This window comes from Nonomuraea sp. 3N208 (assembly GCF_052245935.1).
Lineage (GTDB): Bacteria > Actinomycetota > Actinomycetes > Streptosporangiales > Streptosporangiaceae > Nonomuraea.
Genome location: NZ_JBQQBR010000028.1, coordinates 36940 through 58083, shown reverse-complemented (window position 1 = coordinate 58083; position 21144 = coordinate 36940). Strand labels below are relative to the sequence as shown.

Here is a 21144-nt window from a genome sequence, read left to right as displayed (position 1 = left end):
GCCTGAAACCGCTTTGGACGAGGCGGTCCCGGCCTGACACGATGCCAGGCATGTGGACCTTCACCTCGGACACTGAGGAGTACGCCGCGGTCGCCGAGCCTTACCTGCTCGGCGACCCGGTGGGCAACACCGTCCCGCTGACCGTCCTGGCCAACCTGAGGGCCGGCATGCCTGCCAAGGACCCTCGTTTCGGCTGGTGGACGGTGGACGGCGTAGTGCGCGGGGCGGCCTTCCACACCCCTCCGTACCCGATCGGGCTCGCCGTCATGCCGGTCGAGGCCGTCCCGTCGCTGGTGGAGGCGCTCGGCCGGGACATTCCGGCGCTCGTGGGCCAGGTGGAGCTGACCGACGAGGTCGCGCGCCTGCTCGGGCCGCCCATCCGGGTGATCTCCGAGCGGCTCTACCGGCTCGGCACACTCGCCGTCCCCGACGTGCCGGGGTGGGGCAGGCCTGCGGTGCCCGCCGACTATCCGCTGCTGGTGAGCTGGTATCAGGCGTTCAGCGACGAGGTGGCGCTGCCCGAGGGCGACGCCGCCGAGCGCGTTGCCCAGCGGCTGGCGGCGCGGGAGTTGTTCGTGTGGGAGGCGGACGGGGTGCCCGTCTCGCTCGCCGCGCTCTCACCCGCCGCCGGCGGGGTCTGCCGGATCGGGCCCGTCTACACGCCGCCGTCGTGCCGCAAGCGCGGATACGCCGCTGCCGTCACGGCGTACGCGAGCCAGACCGGGCTGGCGGAGCGCTGCGACCAAGTGGTGCTTTTCACCGACCTGGACAACCCGACAAGCAACGCCATCTACCAGGCGATCGGCTACGAGCCCGTGTCCGACTACGCGCACATCACTTACGCTTAGTCCATGCCGCGTTACGACTTCCGCTGCCGCGCCTGCGGCTCCACGTTCGAAGTGTCCCGTCCCATGTCGGCCTCCGACGACCCGGCGGCCTGCCCGGAGGGCCACGACGACACGGTGAAGCTGCTGTCCACGGTGGCCATGACGGGCGGCGCGGCCGCGCCCAGGGCAACCGGCGGTGGCTGCTGCGGCGGTGGCTGCTGCTCCTAGGACACTGCCTCGACGGTCGTCTCCGCCCGGGTCAGGGCGTTGACCGCCAGCTTGGCCAGGTGTTCCACGGTGGCGACGCCGGTCTCCATGTCCGGGCTGCGCTCTGACAGGACGGCGATCAGCAGCTCGTGCCCGCGCACGCGGAGCCGTCCCACGCTGTTGACCGTCCACAGCCCGCCGTGCACTTGCGCGGGCAGCCATCCGTTCTTCAGCGCCGCCTCGCCGTCGGCCGCGCTGACGCCCCACGCCTGCTCGGGCGCGACCGACGACATGAGCCTCAGCGCGTAACGCCGGTGCCGGGCCGACAGGGGGCCGCTCGGATCGGTGAGCCGCTCCAGGACCTTCACCTGATCGGAAGGGCGGCTGCGGGTCGATCCCCAGGAGAGCCCCGGCCCGGGCCGCGCGTGCTCGACGCCCAGCTTGCGCAGCACCCGGGTCAGCCCGTCCTGGCCGCCGATCGTCATGTACAGCTCGTGCGCGCAGTCGTTGTCGCTGTTGCGGATCATCCGGTCGGCCAGCCGGTGCTCGTACGCGGACACAAGCCGCCCTTCGCGCTGCTTGGTCAGCAGGAAGGCCAGCAAGATGTCCACCTTGGCCACGCTGGCCAGCATGAACGGCGTGCGCTCGCGGAAGGCGTACCTGGCGCCGGTCGTCTTGTCGTACACGGCCACCGAAGCCCGCCCCGGCCGCTTGCGCAGATAGTGCTCCAGCGCCCGGTCGAGGGCGCGCTGCTCGTCCGCCGGCAGCGCGCTCTGGACGGCCTTGGGGGCCGGCTCATGGGTCGCCGCGACGGCCGGGCGCGGCGTGCCGGACGACGGCGCGGCGCACCCGGGCGCCATGATCAGTAGGGCAAAGGGCCAGATCCCCCGTACACGCATGTGCGGGAGCCTGCCACCCCCGACCCCAAAGGCCGGGGGTGTAAAGGGTCAAGAGCAGGCCAGTTTCTTTACGCGGCCCTGCTGCGCCTGCGGCGCTGGAACGGCAGGAACCGGTCGGCGAGGTGCGGGCGGGAGGGCGTGAGTGTGGGCTCGACCGCGATGATCCGGTCGAACCGGAAGGCCCTGATCGCCCGGCGCATCCTGCACACCCCGACCAGATACCAGTATTCGCGGTGGACCAGGCATGTCACCGGCTCGACGTCACGCGAGGTGACGGCTCCGGAGGCGTCCCGGTAGTGCAGCCGGATCATGAGCCGGCTGGTGATGGCGTCGGCCATGAGCCTGGCCCTGGAGGCGACCTCCACGGGCAGCGGCTCGGTCAGCGTCGTGAGCGTGGTGGTGATGACGTCGTCGTCGAGCTCCAGGTGCTCGAGCGCGAGCTGGAGTCCGCGCCGGGCGGTGACGGCCTGGGGGCCGGCTCCGAGGTGGGCGAGGGAGAGTGCGAGGGCGGCGATCTCGGCGGTCGTCAGCGGGCGAGTATCGTGCTTCACGACTGTCGTCATACCCCAAGAATAGGGACGACCACCGACATTTTTCGAAAACCTGTACGGCAGGCGAGAACCCTGTCGCCTGCCGTACAGCGTCCGATTGGCCAAGACAAGCTCGGCGTCCTGTGATGGATGTCCTTACTTCGACAACTGCGACAGGTCGCGGGAGGCGCCCGTCGAGGCGGACGTCGTCATCGCCGCGTAGGCCTGCAGCGCCACGCTCACCGGCCGGGTGCGGTCCCGCGGCCGGTATCCGCCCAGGTCGGCCAGCAGCCGCTCGCGCCGGGCAGCCAGCTCGGCCTCAGGGACGCGCAGCTCCATCGACCGGTTGGGGATGTCGATGTCGATGATGTCCCCGTCCTCGACCAGCGCGATCGCGCCGCCCTCGGCCGCCTCCGGTGAGGCGTGGCCGATCGACAGCCCCGACGTGCCGCCGGAGAACCGGCCGTCGGTGATCAGCGCGCACACCTTGCCCAGGCCCTTGCCCTTGAGGAACGAGGTCGGGTAGAGCATCTCCTGCATGCCCGGCCCGCCCTTGGGACCCTCGTAGCGGATGACCACCACGTCGCCCGCCTTGACTCGGCCGCCGAGGATGCCCTCGACCGCCTGCTCCTGCGACTCGAACACCACAGCCGGCCCGCTGAACGTCCAGATCGACTCGTCGACCCCGGCCGTCTTCACCACCGCGCCGTCCCGCGAGATGTTGCCGTAGAGCACGGCCAGCCCACCGTCCACGGTGTAGGCGTGCTCGAGGTCGCGGATGCATCCGGCCGCCCGGTCGAGGTCGAGGTCGTCCCAGCGGTTGTCCTGCGAGTACGCCTTGACGGTGCGCACGTTGCCGGGCGCCGCGTGCCACAGCTCCACGGCCTCGGGCTTCGCCGACGGTGATTTGACGTCCCAGGCGGCCAGCATGTCGGCGAGGGTGCCGCCGTTCACGGTCGGCACGTCGCGGTGCAGCAGCCCGGCCCGGTCGAGCTCGCCCAGGATGGCCGGGATGCCGCCGGCGCGGTGGACGTCCTCGACGTGGTATTTGTTCGTGGCCGGGGCGACCTTGCACAGGCACGGCACCCGCAGCGAGATCTCGTTGATCTCCTTGAGCCCGAAGTCCACCTGCGCCTCGCGGGCCGCGGCCAGGATGTGCAGGATCGTGTTGGTCGAGCCGCCCATGGCGACGTCGAGGGTCATGGCGTTCTCGAACGCCTCGCGGGTGGCGATCGAGCGCGGCAGCACCGACTCGTCGCCGTCCTCGTAGTAGCGGCGGGTGATCTCCACGAGCTGCCGGCCGGCGTCCTCGAAGAGCGTCTTGCGCGCCTTGTGCGTGGCCAGGATCGTGCCGTTGCCGGGCAACGCCAGCCCAATGGCCTCGGCCAGGCAGTTCATGGAGTTGGCGGTGAACATGCCGGAGCAGGACCCGCAGGTGGGGCAGGCGCTCTCCTCCATCTCCAGCAGCTCGGCGTCCGAGACGGAGTCGTCGGCGGCGGCGATCATGGGGTCGATCAGGTCGAGCTTCTTGCCGGGCGTCTTGCCGGCCTCCATGGGCCCACCGGAAACGAAGATCGTCGGGATGTTCAGCCTGAACGCCGCCAGCAGCATGCCCGGCGTGATCTTGTCGCAGTTGGAGACGCAGATCAACGCGTCCGCGCAGTGCGCTTCGACCATGTATTCCACGGCGTCGGCGATCAGCTCGCGCGACGGCAGCGAGTAGAGCATGCCGCCGTGGCCCATCGCGATGCCGTCGTCCACGGCGATCGTGTTGAACTCGCGGGGGATCGCCCCTGCCTCCCTGATGGCCGCCGAGACGACGTCGCCGACTTCCCTGAGATGCACGTGACCCGGCACGAACTGGGTGAAGCTGTTGGCCACCGCGATAATGGGCTTGCCGAAGTCGCTCCCGGCTACGCCGGTCGCCCGGAGCAGGGCCCGGGCACCGGCCATGTTCCTGCCGTGGGTGACTGTACGTGACCTGAGGGCGGGCATTGGGCTTCTCCCATCGCTAGCAAGTCTTCACATGTTACGACCACCGCCCGGCAACTGAGACAACCGTCCACGCATCGGACGGCCGGTTACCGGATCGTGGCGCGACCGAAGCCAGGCTAAGAGGGAATCCGCACGGCCGCGAGCTGGGTCGCCTGGCCCACCAGGCGGCCCTTGTCGTCCCAGACGTGGGCGACCTCGTCCATCCGCTCGCCGCCGACGTCCGTGGCCGACAACCGCACCCGGACCGGGCCCGGTGCGGGCAGCCTGCGGATATACGCCGACAGCTGGATGGTCGGCACCCAGCCGGGCAGCCCCAGCTCGTACGAGACCGGCGGCACCGGGTCGAGCGCCACCAGCAGGCTCAACGGGTCCCAGTCCGACCCGTCGGCCAGCCGCTGCCACGTGGCGATAACGCCATGCCCGGTGGGAGCGCCGAACGCGAAGCCCATGTGCGCGGGATCGATGCGCTCCTCGACCACCGCCATCAGTGGAACGGCGAACCCCGCGCCCGGCGCCTCGATGGGAACCCGGAAGCAGGCTTCCTCGGGCGGCATGTCGACCGGCTCGTGAGCCGACCACCAAGGATCGGCGTCGTCCAGCAGGCCGAGCGTGATGTGCGCCTCCACCCGCGTCCGGCCTTCCTGCACGAGCGCGGCCCTGACCTGGGCCACGCTCCTGCCCACGCGGAGCGTCTCCACGCGCGCGAGCGCGTTGCCCGGCTCGGGCGGCTCGACGAAGGTGCCGCTGACGGCGGTGACATGCGGATGGCCGTCCCCGCCGACGCTCTCACAGGCGGCTCGCCCGAGCACGGCCAGCAGGTAGCCCCCATGCAGTCGCGTCCCGACGCTCCACTCGGCGTCCAGCACGGTGCCGAACTCGCCGCCACCACGGGAGGTCAACGCCGTCGCTTCCTGAAAAGTCCCCATTGACGCATATTGACGGCGTTAACCTAACGGCGTCAATGTGAGATCCATGACCACCAGACGGGTACGCGCCAGGCGCGGCGAAGGCGCGCTGCTCCGCGAGGAGATCCTGCGCGCGGCCGAAGATCTTCTGGCCGAGGCGGGCACCGAGGACGCGCTCACGCTCCGCGCGGTCGCCGAGCGGGCCGGGGTGTCCACGCCGTCGGTCTACCTGCACTTCGCCGACAAGGAGGTGCTGGTCGAGGCGGTCTGTATGCGGGTGTGGGACGAGCTTGGCCGGCTGTTCAGCGAGAACCTGGGCGGCGACCCGTTCCTCGCGCTGGGCCGGTGCGGGCGCGCCTACGCCCGCTTCGCCCTCGACCATCCGGTGCAGTATCGGGTGCTGATGATGCGGCCCTCGGCCGCGCCTGGAGTGCCGCCGGCTGCCGCCGAGTGCTTCCGCCACATGGTGAACGCCGTCGCGGCCTGCGTGGAGACCCGCGTGCTCGAGGGCGACCCGGAGGAGCTCGCGCTCGGCCTCTGGTCGGCCGTGCACGGGTGCGTCTCGCTGCTGATCGCCCAGCCGTCGTTCCCGTGGCCGCGCGACAGAGAGGCGCTCATCGACCACATCATGCGGATCGCGGGCTTCGGCGCCGCGGTGTACTCCCGCCTGCCGCGGACCCTCCCGTCGAGCGCGGACCTGGTCACCGCGCTCGACGACTTCGGCGCACGACTCAGGGACGCCTCATAGCGGGCTGGTGGTTCAGTCCTCGCCGTACCGGGCGGGAAGTTCCCTGGCGGCGATGTCGTAGATCCGGTCGATCTCCGTGGCGGTCAGCGCCCGCTCCCGCTTGGTGATCCACTTGCGGGCACGGTCGCCCTGGTAGACGTCCACGCCGCGGATCGTCATGATCTTCCAGGGGACGGCCGGTCCGTAGATGGCGAGCGAGGGCACGACCGACACCTCGCGGCCGAACGACTTGCTGATCAGCTCGCCGGCCTGCGACGCCTCCCACTTGGCCTCGTTGAGCCTGGCCTTCTGGTCGAAGGGGCCGTGGAACAGCTTCTTGCCCATCTGCACGCGTACCGGAAGGCGTTTGTCCCACTTCTCGGAGTCGACCGCGTACACGCCGGTGGGGCCCACCACGAGGTGATCGATCTGGGCCTCGCTGTTCGGGATCGCCCTGGCGTGCAGCGTGCGGTAACCCAGGCGCTCCAGCTTGCGCAGCTGTGCCTCGGTGCGTCGCTCAGCCACGGACGCGCGCCGCCAGGCGGGCACGGACGAGTTGGAACGCGCGCGGTAAATCGCCTCCAGGATCGCCGCGACCACGCCCGCGGTCACGCCGACCCGCCAGTCGGCCACGAGGAAGCCCACCACCAAGGCCACGCCGACGGCCACCAGCACGCGGTTGCGCAGGCGGCGGAAACGCGGTTGTTGCAGCAGGCTACGCACGGACGCGCGCTCTACCGGCGCGTACGTGGAGGTGGGCGCCGATGGCTTCGCGGCGGCGGTCTGCTCGCTTTCTGGCCGGTCGCTCACCCAGATCGGTGACGCGTTGTGACCGTCTTCTCGCTGATTGTCGGAGTCCACGTAACTCACCGTAGCCCGCGCATCTGACTGATTCCTAGTGTTGCCCTGTCCATAGTTTTATGGCCCAGCTCACCGTGTTCTACGCCCGGTTTCGGGGTATTACTAACGTTCTTCTCTAGAGAAGCTTACGGGTCGTACAAGATCCTAACTCCTCGTCCGTATGGGGTCTGGCCGGACCCGCTCGCGAGGTTTACGTTCATGGTGTGAACGGCGCGGCAGAGATCCTGCTCTTTCTCATCGGGGTGTCCACGGGGCTATTCGTGCTGATCAGCCTGCTGGTCATGGTGCCGGGACGCGGCGTGCAGCGGCGCATGGAGTCCGGCCCCGTGTGGCTGGGGGGCCCGTCGGGCAGCGAACGCGGCGTGAGCACCTCGGGTCTGGTGCTGGCCGACCGGGTGGCGCACTGGACCACCGTTCCCGAGGCCGACTGGGTGGCCGCGGCCGAGATGGCGGAGCCGGGTCGGCACGTCGGCGGCGCGTCCGCCGGATGGTGAGGCTGACGATGCGAGGACTGACCACCGCTCAGGCGGACGACATCAGGAAGGCCCTGCGCACTGCCGAGCAGCGCAGCGGGCTCAGATTCGCGCTGTTCCTCGGGGAGCCGGTCGGCGGGCGGCGCCACTTCGCCGAACGCCTGCACGCCGCACTCGGCGAGGAGGCCGACGACGCCGTGGTGATCCTGGTGGACGTCAAGGGGCGAGGGTTGGAGATCGTGACCGGGGAGGGCGCCAGGCGGCGGCTGAGCGACAACGCCTGCCGGCTCACCGCCATGTCCATGGCCACCGCGTTCAGCGTCGGCGATGTGATCGGCGGCATCCTGTACGGCATTGCGTCTCTCGGCGAGGCAGCGACATCTCGCCGTTCCTGAAACCCAAAAGCATCATCTTTTACGGTCGCCCAGCGTCGCCGCACGCGCCGGCCCCAAAAACATCATGTGTTACGGTCGCCCAGCGTCACCGCACGCGCCGTAGACCGTTGCCGTCTGTCATGGCCGGTCGTGAAGGCTCACGGGTGCTCGCCGTAACGAGCGCATACGTGACCGGCTCCGTGGCTCAGAGGCGTTCGAGCAGCGTGACGATGTGGTTGCTCACGCCGTTCAGCAGTGTGGAGGGCTCGATGTCGGCAGCGGCGATTGCCGAGAAGAGGGACGGCAGGCCTGAAAGCGGGAAGCCGTCGTCCTTCATGGCGGCACCGCCTACGGGGTTCTTGTCCAGTGCTGCGCGGCTGCGTTCCCAGGCGTCGAGGACCTCCTCTGGGGAGGGGACGCCGAAGCCGTGGCCTACCGGTGCCGCGTGGCGCAGCCTTACCAGTGGGGTGTCGGCGAAGGACAGGGCTGTGCGGGCGCGGAGCTGGAGGTCGTCGCGTGGTTCCGGGGCGATCCAGTCCATGGCCGTGCAGGGGTTGCGGCAGGCGGCGACGCATACGGCGAGCGCTCCGGCCACCTGGCTGTGCTGGCGGTCGAAATACGCGCGCCAGCCCTCGTTCGGCTCCGTGGAGACCCGCAGCGTCCGGTTGGTGGCGGACTGCTCGGATTTGGTGTGGTCGCACTCGCGGTCGCCGATCACGCCGAACCTGCTGCCGGTCGCGCTCAGCCCTTCGGGCCAGCGGGCGGGGTCCCCTGCATGACCGAGCTGCGGCTCGAAGGCCAGCAGCGGCAGGTATTCGCTGGCGATGTGCACGGCCGCGATCATCGGGCTCAGCTCCCGCCGGTGCCACCGCACGGCGATCACCTCCAGCAGCAGCCCGTACGCCGGCCGCAGTGACTCCAGCGCCCCCCGCGGTTGCTCACGCGGCGTCTGCGGCATGTGGCAGGCCCGCGCCCGCCGCCTCAGCTCGGCGGGCACCACCTTGGCCTCGGCCGCGAAGTCCTCCGCGTCGAGCGAGAGCAACCGGTGCCCGAACTCGCACACCTCGGCGATCTCCGCCGCCGGCGCGAGCGCGCCGAGGTCGGCGAAGGCGTAGCGGCGGGCGAGGGCGATCAGTAGGTCACGAGTGGTATCCACGCGACGACTTTCTCACGAGCAGGGAGCGATTACGGACATGGCGCACGTATGCACTGGATCTCGCTCGTCGGCTTGCCCTCGGTGGGCTCGGACGACGGCTCCTCGGGGCCGGGCGTGGTCGGCTCCTGTGACGGCTCCTGCGTGGGCTCGGACGTGGTGGGCTTGGAGGTGGGCGTGCTTGTCGGCGTCGTGGTCGTGACCGTGGCCGAAGGGGTAGGCGCCGGGGTCGTCGCCCGCGTCGGCCTGGCGCTCGGGGCGCGCTTGGTCGGGCGCGCGGACTGCGGCCTGGTGGCGGTCGGCGTGGTGGGTGAGGCCGTGACCGAGGTGCCCTGCACGGTCGGCAGCACCTCATCGATGACCGTGGGCGTGGCCGGGCGCAGCCAGACGGCGCCTGCCACGGCCGCGGACACGACCACGGCGGCGACCGCGGTGAGCGCCGCTCGCATGGCGCGGCCGCGGCGCGGCGCGGGTGCCGTGCCGGGTGTGGCCAGCGCCCTGCGCGCGGCCGCGGCCATCAGCGCAGCCGACGGCCAGCGCCGGTCGGGCGTCTTCTCCAGCGCACGCTCGACCACCTGCCGCGGACCCGGCGGCACGTCGGCCGGCAGCGGCGGGACAGGAGAGTTGAGGTGCTTGAAGATGATCTGCACGGGCGTATCGCCCTGGAACGGCAGGTGCCCGGTCAAGCACTCGTACGCCACCACGCCCAGCGCGTATACGTCCACCGCCGGGGTCACCTCGCTGGCGGTGGCCATTTCCGGCGCGCAGTAGCCGGCCGAGCACAACATCGTGCCCGTGGCCGTCAGGTGGCCGGCCGAGACCGAGTGGGCGATGCCGAAGTCGGTGAGCGCCACCCCGCCGTCGGGCCTGATCATGAGGTTGGCGGGCTTGACGTCGCGGTGCACGATGCCCTGCGCGTGCGCGGCGGCCAGCGCGTCGCCGACCTCCGCGACCAGGCGCATGGTGGCGTCCCGGCCGAGCGGGCCGCGGCGCAGCACGCGGTCGAGCGACTCGCCCGGCACGTGTTCCATGACCAGGAAGCTCACCTGGCGACCGTTGACGTCGGCGACGCCGTAGTCGTAGACGTCGACCACGCCGGGGTGGGTCAGCGTGGCCATGGCCCTGGCCTCGTTCTGGAAGCGCTGGGCGAACGTGGGGTTTTCGGTCAGGGCCGGGATGAGCACCTTGACCGCGACGGCGCGGCCGAGAACCGTGTCGTCGGCACGCCACACCTCACCCATGCCCCCACCGCCGAGGCGGTGGGCCAGCACGTAGCGGTCATTGAGGGTGGTCCCCGCGCCTAGCACGCCATCGAGGCTAACACCGGGCGTTCGATGACATGGCCAAACTCGGGGGAGCGTAACGGCGATGTCGCCGTCGGTTTCAGAAGGCGCCGGTGGTCGTGCCGCCGTTGCCGGTGGCGGGGGTGGTGAAGGAGGTGTTGGCGCCTGGTTGCCACAGGTCAGCAGTGTCGGGATAGCTGGATTCCTGGCGTTTGACGCACTTCCACTCGACGGTGGTGTTCGGCGGTAGTTTGCCGATGGTGCCGGTCCAGGTCGGATATGCCGTGGGTGACAGCTTGACCGCGCTCGCCACGGACCAGGAGCCGAGCTGCGGGGCGCTTCCGACGGCGTAGACCGACTGGCCGGGCGTGGTGGTGCCGTTGTCGCATCTGAACGTCATCGACGCCGCCGCCTGGCCGAGTGTGAACGCGAACGTCTTGGCCGTAGTGACGCTCGAGCTCGCCGCCTTGGCGACGATGAGATTGCCGCCCGCGTTGTACCAGCCGCTGGCCGCGGCGTCGAAGGCGGTCTTGGTGGCGTGCTGGGTGAGCGGGGAGCCGTTCAGCGTGACGGCCGACGCCTGGGTGTCGGCGATCAGCTCCACCACGGTCGGCCTGCTGGACGGTGCGCCGCTGTAGCCGCCGCTGGAGGCGGCGACGGTGACGGTGGCCGTGGCGCCGCTGAGCTGCTGGCTGATCTGCGTCGTGCGGACGGAGCCGCTCTGGTAAGCCGACGTGGCCCCGTCGTCCTCGTAAAGGGTGAAATCGGTGGACGTGGTGTGCGGGTATACGCGGGTGATCAGCTCGTTCCTGGTGGAGTCGTCGGTCCGCTTGCCCATGACGTTCATGGTCTTGTCGTCCACGTGCGCCTTTGGGATGATTGCCCCCGCCCTGGCGAAGACTGGCAGCCGGAACACGCCGTTGACCCACAGCGGGCGGTCGGTGAACCACTGGCCGGTGCTGGTGAGCTTCTCGCCGGTGGCGTAGTCGTACCAGGTGCCGGCAGGCAGGTACACGTCGCGATCGCGTTCGCCGGCGCCTGCCACCACCGCGACCAGCAGGTCGCGGCCGATGAGCTTTTCATGGCCCATCTCGCGTACGTTCGGGTCGTTCTGGTAGTAGTGCACCAGTGGCGGCACCACTGGCTCGCCGAAGCGGTGGGCGCGGTGGGCCAGCGAGTAGTAGTAGGGCGCGAGCTCGTACCGCTGGCGGAGGCCGGCCAGGTTGCTCGGCTTGTGGCCGATCTTGTCCGGTGAGGTCTGGGCGCAGTTGCACAAATTCTCCGTGTGCGGTCGCACCGGCACCTCGAACCAGGCGCCGTTCGCGAACCACTGGGTGTAAAGCTCGTTCAGCTCTGAATTGAGCATCTCTCGGCGGAAACCGCCGATGTCGGAGCCGAAGTAGTCGATGCCGGACATCGACATGTGCATCTGCACGTTCTGCTGCTGGGCCAGCGCGGTCAGCTTGGAGCCGATGTCGGCCGACCACATGGCGACGCCGTGCCGCTGGATGCCGGCCGCGCCGGAGCGGGCGAGCATGAACGGGCGCTTGGTGCCGGAGGCGTAGCCGCGGGCCACGCTCTCGGCCCACTTGAGGTTGTAGACGTTGTGGTAGTCGCCGTGGGCGTGCTTACCGGGCAGCACGCCGGAGGTCCAGTCCCCGGCGTCGTACATCTCCGGCTCGCCCAGGTCCAGCCAATGGCCCTGGACACCCTGGTCGGCGAGGGGCTGCCGCTTGAGCGTGTGCCAGTAGTCGGCGGCCGCGTCCTGCGTCCAGTCGATCATGCCGCCCCGGCCCCACCAGTCATTGGTCGTCAGGTAGACGGGGGCGCAGCCCGGGCAGCCCGATCTGACGAGATAGCCGCGCGCGGCCAGGTCGGCGTGTTCGGGCAGGTTCTTGCCGACGTACGACTCCTCGATGGTCATCAGGCCGATGCCCTTGGTGGCGGCGTAGTCGGCGATGGTGGCCGAGGTGTTGGGGAAGGCGGTCGTGTCCCAGGACAGCGTGCCCATGCGGGTGTTGTCCGACCCGGCCGTCACCCCGCCGAACCACGGCAGATCCAGCACGAAACCGTCCACAGGGAACGCGTCCGCCCGCAACCCGGTGAGCCGGTTGTCGATCTCGGCCCAGTTGTCGTAGCCGAACTCCGACACCCACATGCCGAAGGCCTTCTTCGGCGGCACCGGCGGCCTGCCGCTCAGCTCCATGTAGTCCTTGCGCAGGTCCGGCAGGTCGGGCCCGGTCATCGTGTACCACCTGAGCTGGTCGCCCCAGGTGTCCACGGTCCAGGGATCGCCGGTCAGGTTCCACTCCTGCTTGTAGACCTGGTCGAGCAGCAGGCCGTAGTTCAGGTTCGCCGCGTTCACAGTGGCTGGGCCCACCGCGAACAGGACCGGGATCTGCGTGTTGCCGACCGGGCCGTTGTCGGTGTCGAAGACCATGGCGTTGCCGTACGTCCCGCCGGGGGAGCGGGTGCGGCCTGCCCAGTCGCCGTCGGCGCTGCCGCCCATGAAGAACTGCTCGCCCAGGCCGTAGGCGTTCTGGATCGACCCCTTGGCGATGGTCAGGCCCTTCCACGGCTGGGCGAGGTTGCGCGGGCACGCCTCGTAGAGCAGCCTTGCCGGGTCGGAGACCTTGACGCACAACGTCCCGGCCGTCACCTCGACCTTCATGGCGGGCGTGGTGAACGTGTCGCCCGACCGGGTGAAGTCGCTCGGGCCCAGATAGTCCTTCTTCGCGACCTGCGGCGTGGTGAAGATCGAGTCGTTCACGCCGGGGCTCGTCCCGTTGGCCAGCTCGAAGTGCACGAGGTCGTCGTCCAGGAACTCCACGATCAGGTACGCCGAGCCGCTGGTGAACTCCACGCGCTGAACCGCCGCCTGGGCGGAGGACGCCACCAGCGAGGGCATGAGCAATGCCGCCAAGAAGACGAGCGCACGTGTCATGGCGCCGCTCATTGGGCCACCACCAGGTTGTCCAGGTTGATTCCACCGGTGTTCGCCGCGTCATAGGCGATCTTGACGGTGTGGGCGCCCGCCGTCAGGGACGTCGTGAGCGTGGCCGTGCCCCACGTGTCCCAGTTCGCCAGCGCGGGCAGCGACAGCGTGCCGGCGGACACGCCGTCCACGTAGACGGTCCTGGTGGCGTTCACGGTGGTCGAGTAGCGGAACGTGAGCTGGTGGCTGCCGCCCGCATCGGCTTTGACGTGGAATGTCAGCGCGTCGCCCGAGGTGGTGAAGCCGTCTGCGAAGCCGGTCCCCGTGTAGCCGGGGTGGTCGGTGTTGGTCGAGGTGCCGGCGCCGGTCGCGAACTCGGCCTCGTAGGCGCTCTTGTTCACGCCGTTGAGCGTGACCGTCCTGGTGGCGACGTTGCCGGTGAGCTTGACGTGGGTGAGCTGCTGGACCGGGTCCCACCACCAGCCCTCGGCTGCGGCCTTGAGGTCGGCCAGGGTGGCGCGGGCGGTCGCGCCGGTCACGGAGGCGGGCTTGGTGCTCGCCACCTGCAGGGTGCTGGTGGTGGTCAGCGACGGCACGGTGACGGTCACCGCGTGCCCGGCCCAGTTCTCCGCCGAGGTGACGGTGCGGGTGGCGTTCGCGGAGTCCTCGAAATAGGCGTAGGACGTGGTGCCTGACGGATAAATCCGGAAGGTCAGGTTGGTGTAGTCGTCCACGCTGTTGCCGATCTCACCGCCGAGCTGGTAGTCGGCGTTGAGGTTGAGCGGGATGATCGCGCCCGGCTTGGCGTAGACCGGGATCGTGTCCAGGCCGGCGTTGTAGGTCTTGGTGCCGGGGCCGGTGAAGCGGCCGCCGTTCCACAGGTCGTACCACTCGCCGGCGGGCACGTACACGTTCTTCGAGGTCGCGCCCTGGGTGGTGATCGGCGCGACGAGCAGCTGCGAGCCGAACATGTACTGCTGGTCCAGGGCCGCGGCCGTCGCGTCGCCGGGGAAGGCGAAGCTCATCGCGCGCATCATCGGCACGCCCGTAGCCGCGCTCGCCTTGGCCTCGGTGTAGAGGTAGGGGATCAGGTTCATGCGCACGTTGGCGAACGTGCGGAAGGCCGGCACCACGCTGGTGTCACCGGTGCGGGCCTGCACGTTCCACGGCGTGCGGGCCTCCGACGTGCCCGGGTTCGCCTTCTCCGAGTGATATTGCATGATCGGCGAGAACGTCGCCTGCGCCGCAGAACGCAGGTAGAGCTCCACGCTCGGGAAGGTGCCGGTGAAGCCGGCCAGGTCCCAGGCGGTGTATGGCACCCCGGACTGCCCGGCGCTGAGCTGCGCCCTGACCGCCTCCTGGAAAGCCGAGAAGCTGGAGTTCTGGTCGCCGGCCCAGAAGATCGACCTGGTCTGGGCGCCTGCCGTACCGGCCCGGCTGAAGACCGTGCCGTCCGGCCTCTTGCCCTTGACGTAGGTGTTGTATGCGCCTGTGTAGCTGTTCGGATAGGCGTTATGCATCTCGTCGCCCTTGCGGCCGTCCGCGAACTGCACGCCTCGCCCGAAGATCGCCTCGCTGCCGTCGGTCTTGAAGCCGTCGATGCCGATCTCGTCGATCAGGTAGTCGCGCTTGCTCATCCACCAGGTGGTCGCGGCCGTGCTGGTGAAGTCGGGCACCATGCTGTCGCCGAACCACTGGCCGGTCGGGATGCGATAAGGGCCGTTAGTTGGATTTTTCGCGACATAGCCCTGCGCTTCCGCGTACGCCTTGTCGTTGAGGTGCTGCTGTGGCGCGGTCGGTGGGTTGGTGTCAAAATTCTCCTTGAACACCGGGATCTGCCAGAGGATCATCTTGATCCCCTTGCTGTGGGCGTTGTCCACCATGGCCTTCGGGTCCTGCCAGGCCGTGCCTGCCGGGAAGGACAGGTCGCTGTAGGCGAGCTTGCCGCTGCCCGGCTTGGGGGTGTACGTCGCGCCATGCCAGACATAGAAGGTGGCCTCGTCGCTCCACTGCTCCAGCACCATCGCCGTGTGCGGAATCTTGTGCGCCGCCACGTTGGCCAGCTCCGCGTTCACCTCGGCCTGGGTGTTCCACTCGTTGGCCGACATCCACACGCCGAACGCCCACTTCGGCGGCAGCAGCGGACGGCCCGAGGCCGCCGTGTAGTCGTCCAGGATCTCGGCGGGGGTGCCCGCGTAGAAGTGGTAGTCCAGCGTCGAGTCGAGACCGCCGCCGGTGTCCACCGTGAACCCGGCCAGGTCGGGCAGATGGGTGTTGAGGTTGAAGAGCGCGTATCGATGGGTCGGGATATAGATCCCATAGCCCGCCGAGTTGAGGAAGAACGGCACGCTCAAGTAGGTGCGCCGGGTGGCTCCCTGGTCCCTGTACTGGTTGTAGACATAGTTGTGCACATCGGTGCCGCGCTGGTCGAGCCGGTCGTAACGCTCGCCGAAGCCCTCGAAGCGCTCGCCGGCCGGCGACATGAAGTGGTCCTCGATCCTGGTGATCGTGGTGGCGCCGTCGCTGGCCCAGCCGATGTTCCTGAACGTCGCGGGATCGTACTGGCGGGTGATCAGCGTCGTGCCGTCGCCCTTGTAGACCGACAGCCGGTACGGCGACTTCTGGATCTTCAGCACGAGCGAGTTCGTGGAGATCGTGAGCGTGCTCGCCGAGTCGGTCACCGTGTAGCCGGACACTCCGGAAATGTTCAGACCTTGCCCGCTGGGGGCGATCTGCGTCCTGAACCGGTCGAGCGCCGGGAACGCGAAGCGGATCTTCGGCGTGAAGCTCCCCGCGCTGTCCCCGGTCGTGACGTCCACCGACGTGCCGTTGTCGGCGAAGCCGGTCACGTTCGTCACGGTGCTCCAGGACGTGACCGTGAACGAGAACGGGCCGACGCTCTTCTGCCCGCCCCCGTTCACGTCCGCGTTGACCGTGTAGGAGATCTTGTCGCCACGGGTGAACGTGCCTAAGTTGATCTTCCAGTAGCTGTTGTTGCCGCTGTTGTAGTCCCAGGCCGCGCCGATCGGGGTCTGGGACGCCCCGTTCTTGGTCCAGGTGATCCAGACCGTCTGGCCCGGCTCGATCGGCCAGGTCGTGGCCTTGATCTGGACCGCCTCGCCGGCCATCGGGTCACGCGGCACCCGTTCCGTGGGCTCGGCCGAGTAGAGGTCGTCGGCTCCGGTCGGGTTGTGGTGCACGCCCGCGAGCGCGAGGGCGGGAACGGAGGAGACGAAGGACGTTAACAAGACCATCACCACCACGACGACGGCCGGCCGTAACCGGCTCACAAGGGTGCTCCGAACACGGGGGAGAGATCAGACCAGTGCTCGGCCGCGCAGAGTACGGGCGGGCGGTCGAGCGGGGCGGGCAGCCTGACCTCTTGCCTGCCGGCGAGGGCGCGTCCGGTCCAGACATCGATCCACTCGCCCTCCGGCAGGTACACGGAAATCTCCGCGACGTTCGGCTCTGTCACAGGTGCGACAAGCAGCGCGTCACCGAGCTTGTACTGCAGCGGATACCGCCACACGTCCGGGTCGTGCGGGTGGTCGAAGAACAGCCCGCGCATCAGCGGCGCCCCGCCGCCCACGGCCTGCCGCGCCTGCTCCGCCAGGTACGGCACCAGCCGCTCGCGCACCTCCACGAGCCGCCTGAACACCGGGATCACCCGCTCGTCCCCGGTCAGGTCGGCCACGTTCCACGGCGTGCGGTCCCTGATGGGCGTGCGGTGGTGATTGAACTCCGAGTGGTACTGCATGATCGGCATGAACGCCGCCGCCCCCGCCGCCCGCAGGTACAACTCGGCGTCCGGCACCTCGCCGGAGAACCCGGCCAGGTCCCACCCCCAGTACACGATCCCACAGGCCGAGGCCGTGATCCCGGCCCTGACGGAGGACCGGAACGCCTCCCACGTGGAGTCCTCGTCCCCGGCCCAGAACGCCCCGTGCGGCTGCGACCCGGCGAACCCGGCCCGGCTGAACGTCACCGGCGCCTTCCCGCACTCCCGCAGCAGGTCGCCGAAGGCGCGGGCGTAGTGGACGGGGAAGAGGTTGTTGCCTTCAGCGCCGTCCCGCCCGTCGGCGTATCGCAGGTCGTGGCCCCAGGCGTGCTCGCCGCCATCGGTCTTGAACCCGTCGATCCCGACCTCCTCGACTAGGTAGCGGCGCTTGGCCGTCCACCAGTCGCGGACCTTCTGTGACGACAGGTCGGGCATGAGCGCGAGCGGGAACCACCATCCCCGGTTCCGGTACGGTCGGCCGTCCGCCTCACGCACCGCTCTCTTTAGCTCGGGAGCTCCGCTCCCCTTGTGGCTACGCTCGACGAGCTGCCGGGCGTCCACGGCTGCCTGATGCCGCGGATGCGGGCGCATCTTCTGCAGCGGGATCTGCCAGAGCAGCACCTTGATGTCGCGGCCGTGCAACTCCTCCACCATGCCCTTGGGATCGGGCCACGGGCCGTCGGCCGGGAAGGTGTAGTCGGCCAGGCGATGCGGCTCCTCCGATGCCTCGTACGTGGCCCCGCGGAAGGCCGTGAACGTCGTCTCGTCGCTCCACGCCTCGACGACCAGCGCGCCGACCGGGATGCCGTGCTCGCGGTGCCGGTCCATCTCGGCCATCACCCGTTCCTGCGTGTTCCACTCGTTGCCGCTGGCCCACAGCCGGAACACCCACGACGGCAGCTCGACCGGCCGCCCCACCTCGTCCAGGAACCCGCGGAGCACGCCTGCAGGCTCGGGCCCGTCGTGGAAGCGCACCCCGAGCACGCCGTCCCTGCCCACCTCGGCCTCCACCCGGAGCCGCTCGCCGACGTCGTACCAGGTGCGCCGCGAGGTCGCCACGTGCAGCCCCCAGCTCACCTCCCCGCCCACGACCAGCGCGAACGGCATCGGCAGGTAGGTGCGCCCGTGCCGCCCCTGCGCCTTGTACTGCTCGAAGACGACCGCGTCGAGCCGAGCTCCGTCGCGCACGCGCTGGTCCACGGCGTCGAACCGCTCGCCGAACCCCACCACGTGATCCTCAGGCCCGAGCGCCACCTCGAACCGCACCCGCAGTGGCCCGTCCGCGTCGGCAAGCCACCGCACGGTGCCCGGCACGATCCGATCGGCGCCCTCGACGTCGACCTTCCCGCCGTCACTCGACCAGCTCGCCGCCGACACCTCGAACCACCGGCTCGTACGGCTCCCGCCGCCGGCAAGGGTGGCGTGGAAGCGGTAAGAATAGCGGTGCCCGGCCTCCAGGACCGGCGTCCGCACAGCCCACGATCCGGCGGCGGCGCGAGCGGCCCTGGCCTGAGCGGCGGCGAGATGGCCGCCATCGACCGCCGAGCCTGACTCGGCGCCGGCTCCCGGCTCGGCGGGGGCGCTCGCGCCCGGCTCAGCCCCCGCTGCGCCCGGCTGAGCCTCCGCTTCGCCGTTGCGGCGGGCCAGCCGCAGCTCCACCGGCGCGCCCCCGTCCACGGCCCACTCGCACACCACCGCCTCGACGCTCGCCGAGGCACGGATGCGCAACTCCACCGCCTCGCCGTCCAGCGGCCGGGCGGGCACCCGCTGGTCCTCGGTCGTCGCATACGGATGCCCCGACCCGAACGGCCGATGCCGGATCATGCCCGCACCTCCAGCTCATCCGCGAGGATCAGATACATCCCGTGCGACCACAGCAGCGGCGTCGCCACCGGCCCCCACCGGTCGAGCCACTCCTGGAGCCGCCCGGGGGCCAGCAGCAGGTCCGGCACTTGCTCGGGCAGATCCCCCTCCGGCGTCGCCTGAGCGGCCATCCAGTCCAGGTAGCGGTGGGCCTCGGCGGGCCGTCCCGCCGCCGCGTGGTTCCAGCCGAGGAACCCGGCCAGCAGCACCCACCGGCCCCCGCCGTAGAAGGTGTCGGCGAGGTAGCGGTACACGCCGCCGTCCCTCGCCAGTTGCCGCTCGACCTCGGCCACCGTCGCCGCCCCGACCGGATGCCCGGCCGGATACAGCCCGAACGGCTGCACGCACGCCAGCAGGCTGCCGTCCACGGCGTCGCTCCCCAGCCACTTCCGCAGCCGTCCGCCCGTGACGCCCTCGCGCTCGACCAGCCCGGCGACGCCCTCGACCGTCTCCAGCGCGGCCGCCTCCTCGGCCGCGCTCAGCACGCCGAGCGCGACGGCGGCCCGCAGGCCCGCGTGGATCGAGCCGAGCGTGGCCACGTGCCGCTGCTCGACGTGCTCCTCCCACCAGTCGTAGCAGGGCAGGTGCCAGAACGCCGTCAGGTATCTGGCCGCCGCCCTGACCCCCTTCTCGACCCCGGGCACCGCCCTGCCGTGGCGTACGGCGTGCTCGCGCAGCGCCCAGAGCCACGTGCCGTACCCGTCGAGCTGAAAGTCCCACCAGTCATCCGCGCCGTCCATCCCGTCGAGCGTGAAGCGGGTCGGCAACATCTCGGAGACGGGCACGCTCTCGCCGCGCGCGGCCCGGGAGACCAGCGAGTCGACCTGGCCCGCCCGGTCGCCGACCACGCGGGCGCACCAGGCGTGGAAGGCGTCCGCTCCGGCCACGTCGCTGTGCCTGCTCACCCCCTCGGCGACGAACGCCCCGTCCCGCAGCCAGGAGTAGCCGCGGTAGGCGGAGAAGGTGGGCGAGGCCGGATAGGCCCCGGTGGGCGACTGCAATCTCTTGATCACGTCGAGGCTGTGCGCGACGAGGGACAACGGGTCTTCTCCTTACGAATTACGAGAGCAGGGCATCGACGTCGGCGGCCGCGGCCTTGAGCGCGTCCTCCACCGACGTGCGGCCGGCGGCGGCCTCGGTCAGCTGCTTGGTCACCGCGTCCTGCATCTCCTGCTGACGCTTGATGACCGGCGGCAGCGCGATCGACTTGAGCGAGTCGAACACGGCCTGCCGGTTGGCCGGCTTCGGGTCCTTGAGGTAACCGGAGAGCACCTGCTGGTCGGCGACCGGCGGAAGCTCCCAGGATGACTGGATGCGCGTGGTGGCGGCGACGTTCGACGAGGACAGGAAGCGGGCCCAGGCGTAGGCGTCCTTGCCGTTCTTGGTGCCGGAGGAGACCGCCACGGCGTTGTGGAAGACCGCGCTGGCCTTGCCGGCGTCACCGGGCTCGACGACCACGTCCCACTCGAACGGCACGTCCTTCAGCCCCGCGAACTGCCAGATCCCGTTGTGCCACATGGCGAGCTTGCCGGACTTGAACAGGTTCGTGTCGTAGTCGGCGGCTCCGCCGATCTCGGCCTCGGTCGGCATCGACTTGCCGACCTTGGCGACCAGCCACGTGGCGGCCTTGATGCCCTCGGGGCTGTTGAAGGCCGCCTTCTTGCCGTCGGCCGACAGGAACTCGCCCCCTGCCTGCTTGAGCGTCTTGTAGAACTCGAAGAACTGCACCGGCTGGAAGTCGCCGTACACGCCCTTCTTCCTGTCGGTCAGCTTGGCCGCGGCGGCCTGCTCGTCGGCCCAGGTCCAGTCCGCCGTGGGCGCGGCCACCCCGGCCTTCTTGAAGAGGTCCTTGTTGTAGAAGAGCACGACCGTGGAGAAGGAGGCCGGCAGCGCGTACTGCTTGCCGTCCCGGTTGAACGCGTTGAGCGATTCCTGCGCGTAGACCGAGGTGTCGCCGTCACCGCCCACCGTGCCCAGGTCGAGCAGGGATCCGGCGCTGGCGTAGGTGACGAAGTTCTCGTAGTTGAGCTCGAACGCGTCCGGCGCCGTGCCGCCTGCGATGCTGGTCTGGAGCTTGGTGAAGTACTCCTCGAAAGGCGCGGTCTCGACGACCACGTCCACTTTCGGGTTCTCCTTCTCGAAGGCCTTCTCGATCGTGTCGAGGTCCTTGAGGTGGTCGGGGGCCGCGGAGAACGTGAAGTACCGCACCGTGCTCTTGCCGTCGGCGCCGGTGGTGGCCCTGGTGGCCGACCCTTGGGAGCAGGCGGAGGCCAGCAATGCTACGGCCGCCATGGTGACGATGGTGACTTTTGTGGACCCTGGAAAATTGGACAT

General features: G+C 69.8%; 17 protein-coding genes. 5 read left to right on the top strand and 12 right to left on the bottom strand.

The window, feature by feature from the left end; genetic code table 11:
- Positions 1–50 precede the first annotated feature (50 nt).
- Together ACTWPT_RS36500 and ACTWPT_RS36495 are read left to right on the top strand one after the other, a co-directional pair.
- Positions 51–848, top strand: coding sequence for a GNAT family N-acetyltransferase (locus ACTWPT_RS36500; protein WP_443182072.1), 798 nt, complete (start codon positions 51–53; stop codon positions 846–848).
- Positions 849–851: 3 nt separating this feature from the next.
- Entirely contained in the window at positions 852–1055 is a 204-nt protein-coding gene (locus ACTWPT_RS36495; protein ID WP_305915180.1) for an FmdB family zinc ribbon protein, read from the top strand.
- On the opposite strand, the gene ACTWPT_RS36490 is transcribed toward ACTWPT_RS36495, so the two are convergent.
- From ACTWPT_RS36490 to ACTWPT_RS36475, 4 genes are all read right to left on the bottom strand, one after another.
- The gene (locus ACTWPT_RS36490; protein WP_443182071.1) at positions 1052–1933 is read right to left on the bottom strand and encodes a serine hydrolase; all 882 of its coding nucleotides are present in this window, start codon (positions 1931–1933) and stop codon (positions 1052–1054) included. The genes ACTWPT_RS36495 and ACTWPT_RS36490 overlap by 4 nt on opposite strands.
- Positions 1934–2001: 68 nt before the next feature.
- Positions 2002–2496: a WYL domain-containing protein gene (locus tag ACTWPT_RS36485; RefSeq protein ID WP_443182070.1), complete on the bottom strand. Its 495-nt coding sequence runs from the start codon at positions 2494–2496 to the stop codon at positions 2002–2004.
- 123 nt (positions 2497–2619) lie between these two features.
- Complete coding sequence (ilvD, locus tag ACTWPT_RS36480; RefSeq protein ID WP_443182069.1) at positions 2620–4458, bottom strand: dihydroxy-acid dehydratase; 1839 nt, start codon at positions 4456–4458, stop codon at positions 2620–2622.
- 116 nt (positions 4459–4574) lie between these two features.
- Positions 4575–5384 carry a thioesterase family protein gene (locus ACTWPT_RS36475; protein ID WP_443182068.1) on the bottom strand — a complete coding sequence of 270 codons (810 nt, stop codon included), beginning with the start codon at positions 5382–5384 and terminating at the stop codon, positions 4575–4577.
- A 46-nt stretch (positions 5385–5430) separates the two neighbouring features.
- Here ACTWPT_RS36475 and ACTWPT_RS36470 point away from each other — a divergent pair, with 46 nt between their 5' ends.
- A complete protein-coding gene (locus ACTWPT_RS36470) occupies positions 5431–6111 on the top strand; it encodes a TetR/AcrR family transcriptional regulator (protein ID WP_443182067.1) in 681 nt (226 codons plus the stop codon).
- A 12-nt stretch (positions 6112–6123) separates the two neighbouring features.
- Here the strand turns inward: ACTWPT_RS36470 and ACTWPT_RS36465 are convergent, their stop codons facing one another.
- Positions 6124–6951 carry a nuclease-related domain-containing protein gene (locus tag ACTWPT_RS36465; protein WP_443182066.1) on the bottom strand — a complete coding sequence of 276 codons (828 nt, stop codon included), beginning with the start codon at positions 6949–6951 and terminating at the stop codon, positions 6124–6126.
- A gap of 203 nt (positions 6952–7154) precedes the next feature.
- Here ACTWPT_RS36465 and ACTWPT_RS36460 point away from each other — a divergent pair, with 203 nt between their 5' ends.
- Together ACTWPT_RS36460 and ACTWPT_RS36455 are read left to right on the top strand one after the other, a co-directional pair.
- The gene (locus ACTWPT_RS36460; protein ID WP_443182065.1) at positions 7155–7445 is read left to right on the top strand and encodes a hypothetical protein; all 291 of its coding nucleotides are present in this window, start codon (positions 7155–7157) and stop codon (positions 7443–7445) included.
- Between the two features lie 8 nt (positions 7446–7453).
- Positions 7454–7819, top strand: a complete 366-nt coding sequence (locus ACTWPT_RS36455) for a TPM domain-containing protein (RefSeq protein WP_443182064.1) — start codon at positions 7454–7456, stop codon at positions 7817–7819.
- Positions 7820–8003: 184 nt separating this feature from the next.
- Here the strand turns inward: ACTWPT_RS36455 and ACTWPT_RS36450 are convergent, their stop codons facing one another.
- The 7 genes from ACTWPT_RS36450 to ACTWPT_RS36420 form a co-directional block, all read right to left on the bottom strand.
- On the bottom strand, positions 8004–8954 hold the full coding sequence (locus ACTWPT_RS36450; RefSeq protein WP_443182063.1) for a hypothetical protein: 951 nt from the start codon (positions 8952–8954) through the stop codon (positions 8004–8006).
- 29 nt (positions 8955–8983) lie between these two features.
- Positions 8984–10258, bottom strand: coding sequence for a serine/threonine-protein kinase (locus ACTWPT_RS36445; protein ID WP_443182062.1), 1275 nt, complete (start codon positions 10256–10258; stop codon positions 8984–8986).
- A gap of 76 nt (positions 10259–10334) precedes the next feature.
- Complete coding sequence (locus ACTWPT_RS36440) at positions 10335–13178, bottom strand: TIM-barrel domain-containing protein (RefSeq protein WP_443182061.1); 2844 nt, start codon at positions 13176–13178, stop codon at positions 10335–10337.
- Positions 13179–13186: 8 nt separating this feature from the next.
- Positions 13187–16459 (bottom strand): TIM-barrel domain-containing protein, encoded by a 3273-nt coding sequence (locus ACTWPT_RS36435; protein WP_443182060.1) that lies wholly within the window; start codon positions 16457–16459, stop codon positions 13187–13189.
- Positions 16456–18771 (bottom strand): glycoside hydrolase family 31 protein, encoded by a 2316-nt coding sequence (locus tag ACTWPT_RS36430; RefSeq protein ID WP_443182059.1) that lies wholly within the window; start codon positions 18769–18771, stop codon positions 16456–16458. Before ACTWPT_RS36430 ends, ACTWPT_RS36435 begins: the two co-directional genes overlap by 4 nt.
- On the bottom strand, positions 18768–19850 hold the full coding sequence (locus tag ACTWPT_RS36425) for a glycoside hydrolase family 15 protein (protein WP_443182058.1): 1083 nt from the start codon (positions 19848–19850) through the stop codon (positions 18768–18770). The genes ACTWPT_RS36430 and ACTWPT_RS36425 overlap by 4 nt, the downstream gene beginning before the upstream one ends.
- Positions 19851–19869: 19 nt before the next feature.
- Complete coding sequence (locus ACTWPT_RS36420; RefSeq protein WP_443182057.1) at positions 19870–21102, bottom strand: ABC transporter substrate-binding protein; 1233 nt, start codon at positions 21100–21102, stop codon at positions 19870–19872.
- Between the last annotated feature and the right edge of the window lie 42 nt (positions 21103–21144).

What these genes read in the sequence shown, in the direction of transcription:
- ACTWPT_RS36430 (WP_443182059.1), bottom strand. Translation starts at nt 18,771, where the DNA reads ATGATCCGGCATCGGCCGTTCGGGTCGGGGCATCCGTATGCGACGACC.
- ACTWPT_RS36440 (WP_443182061.1), bottom strand. Translation starts at nt 13,178, where the DNA reads ATGACACGTGCGCTCGTCTTCTTGGCGGCATTGCTCATGCCCTCGCTG.
- ACTWPT_RS36500 (WP_443182072.1), top strand. Translation starts at nt 51, where the DNA reads ATGTGGACCTTCACCTCGGACACTGAGGAGTACGCCGCGGTCGCCGAG.
- ACTWPT_RS36475 (WP_443182068.1), bottom strand. Translation starts at nt 5,384, where the DNA reads ATGGGGACTTTTCAGGAAGCGACGGCGTTGACCTCCCGTGGTGGCGGC.
- ilvD (WP_443182069.1), bottom strand. Translation starts at nt 4,458, where the DNA reads ATGCCCGCCCTCAGGTCACGTACAGTCACCCACGGCAGGAACATGGCC.
- ACTWPT_RS36470 (WP_443182067.1), top strand. Translation starts at nt 5,431, where the DNA reads ATGACCACCAGACGGGTACGCGCCAGGCGCGGCGAAGGCGCGCTGCTC.
- ACTWPT_RS36420 (WP_443182057.1), bottom strand. Translation starts at nt 21,102, where the DNA reads ATGGCGGCCGTAGCATTGCTGGCCTCCGCCTGCTCCCAAGGGTCGGCC.
- ACTWPT_RS36455 (WP_443182064.1), top strand. Translation starts at nt 7,454, where the DNA reads ATGCGAGGACTGACCACCGCTCAGGCGGACGACATCAGGAAGGCCCTG.
- ACTWPT_RS36490 (WP_443182071.1), bottom strand. Translation starts at nt 1,933, where the DNA reads ATGCGTGTACGGGGGATCTGGCCCTTTGCCCTACTGATCATGGCGCCC.
- ACTWPT_RS36495 (WP_305915180.1), top strand. Translation starts at nt 852, where the DNA reads ATGCCGCGTTACGACTTCCGCTGCCGCGCCTGCGGCTCCACGTTCGAA.
- ACTWPT_RS36485 (WP_443182070.1), bottom strand. Translation starts at nt 2,496, where the DNA reads ATGACGACAGTCGTGAAGCACGATACTCGCCCGCTGACGACCGCCGAG.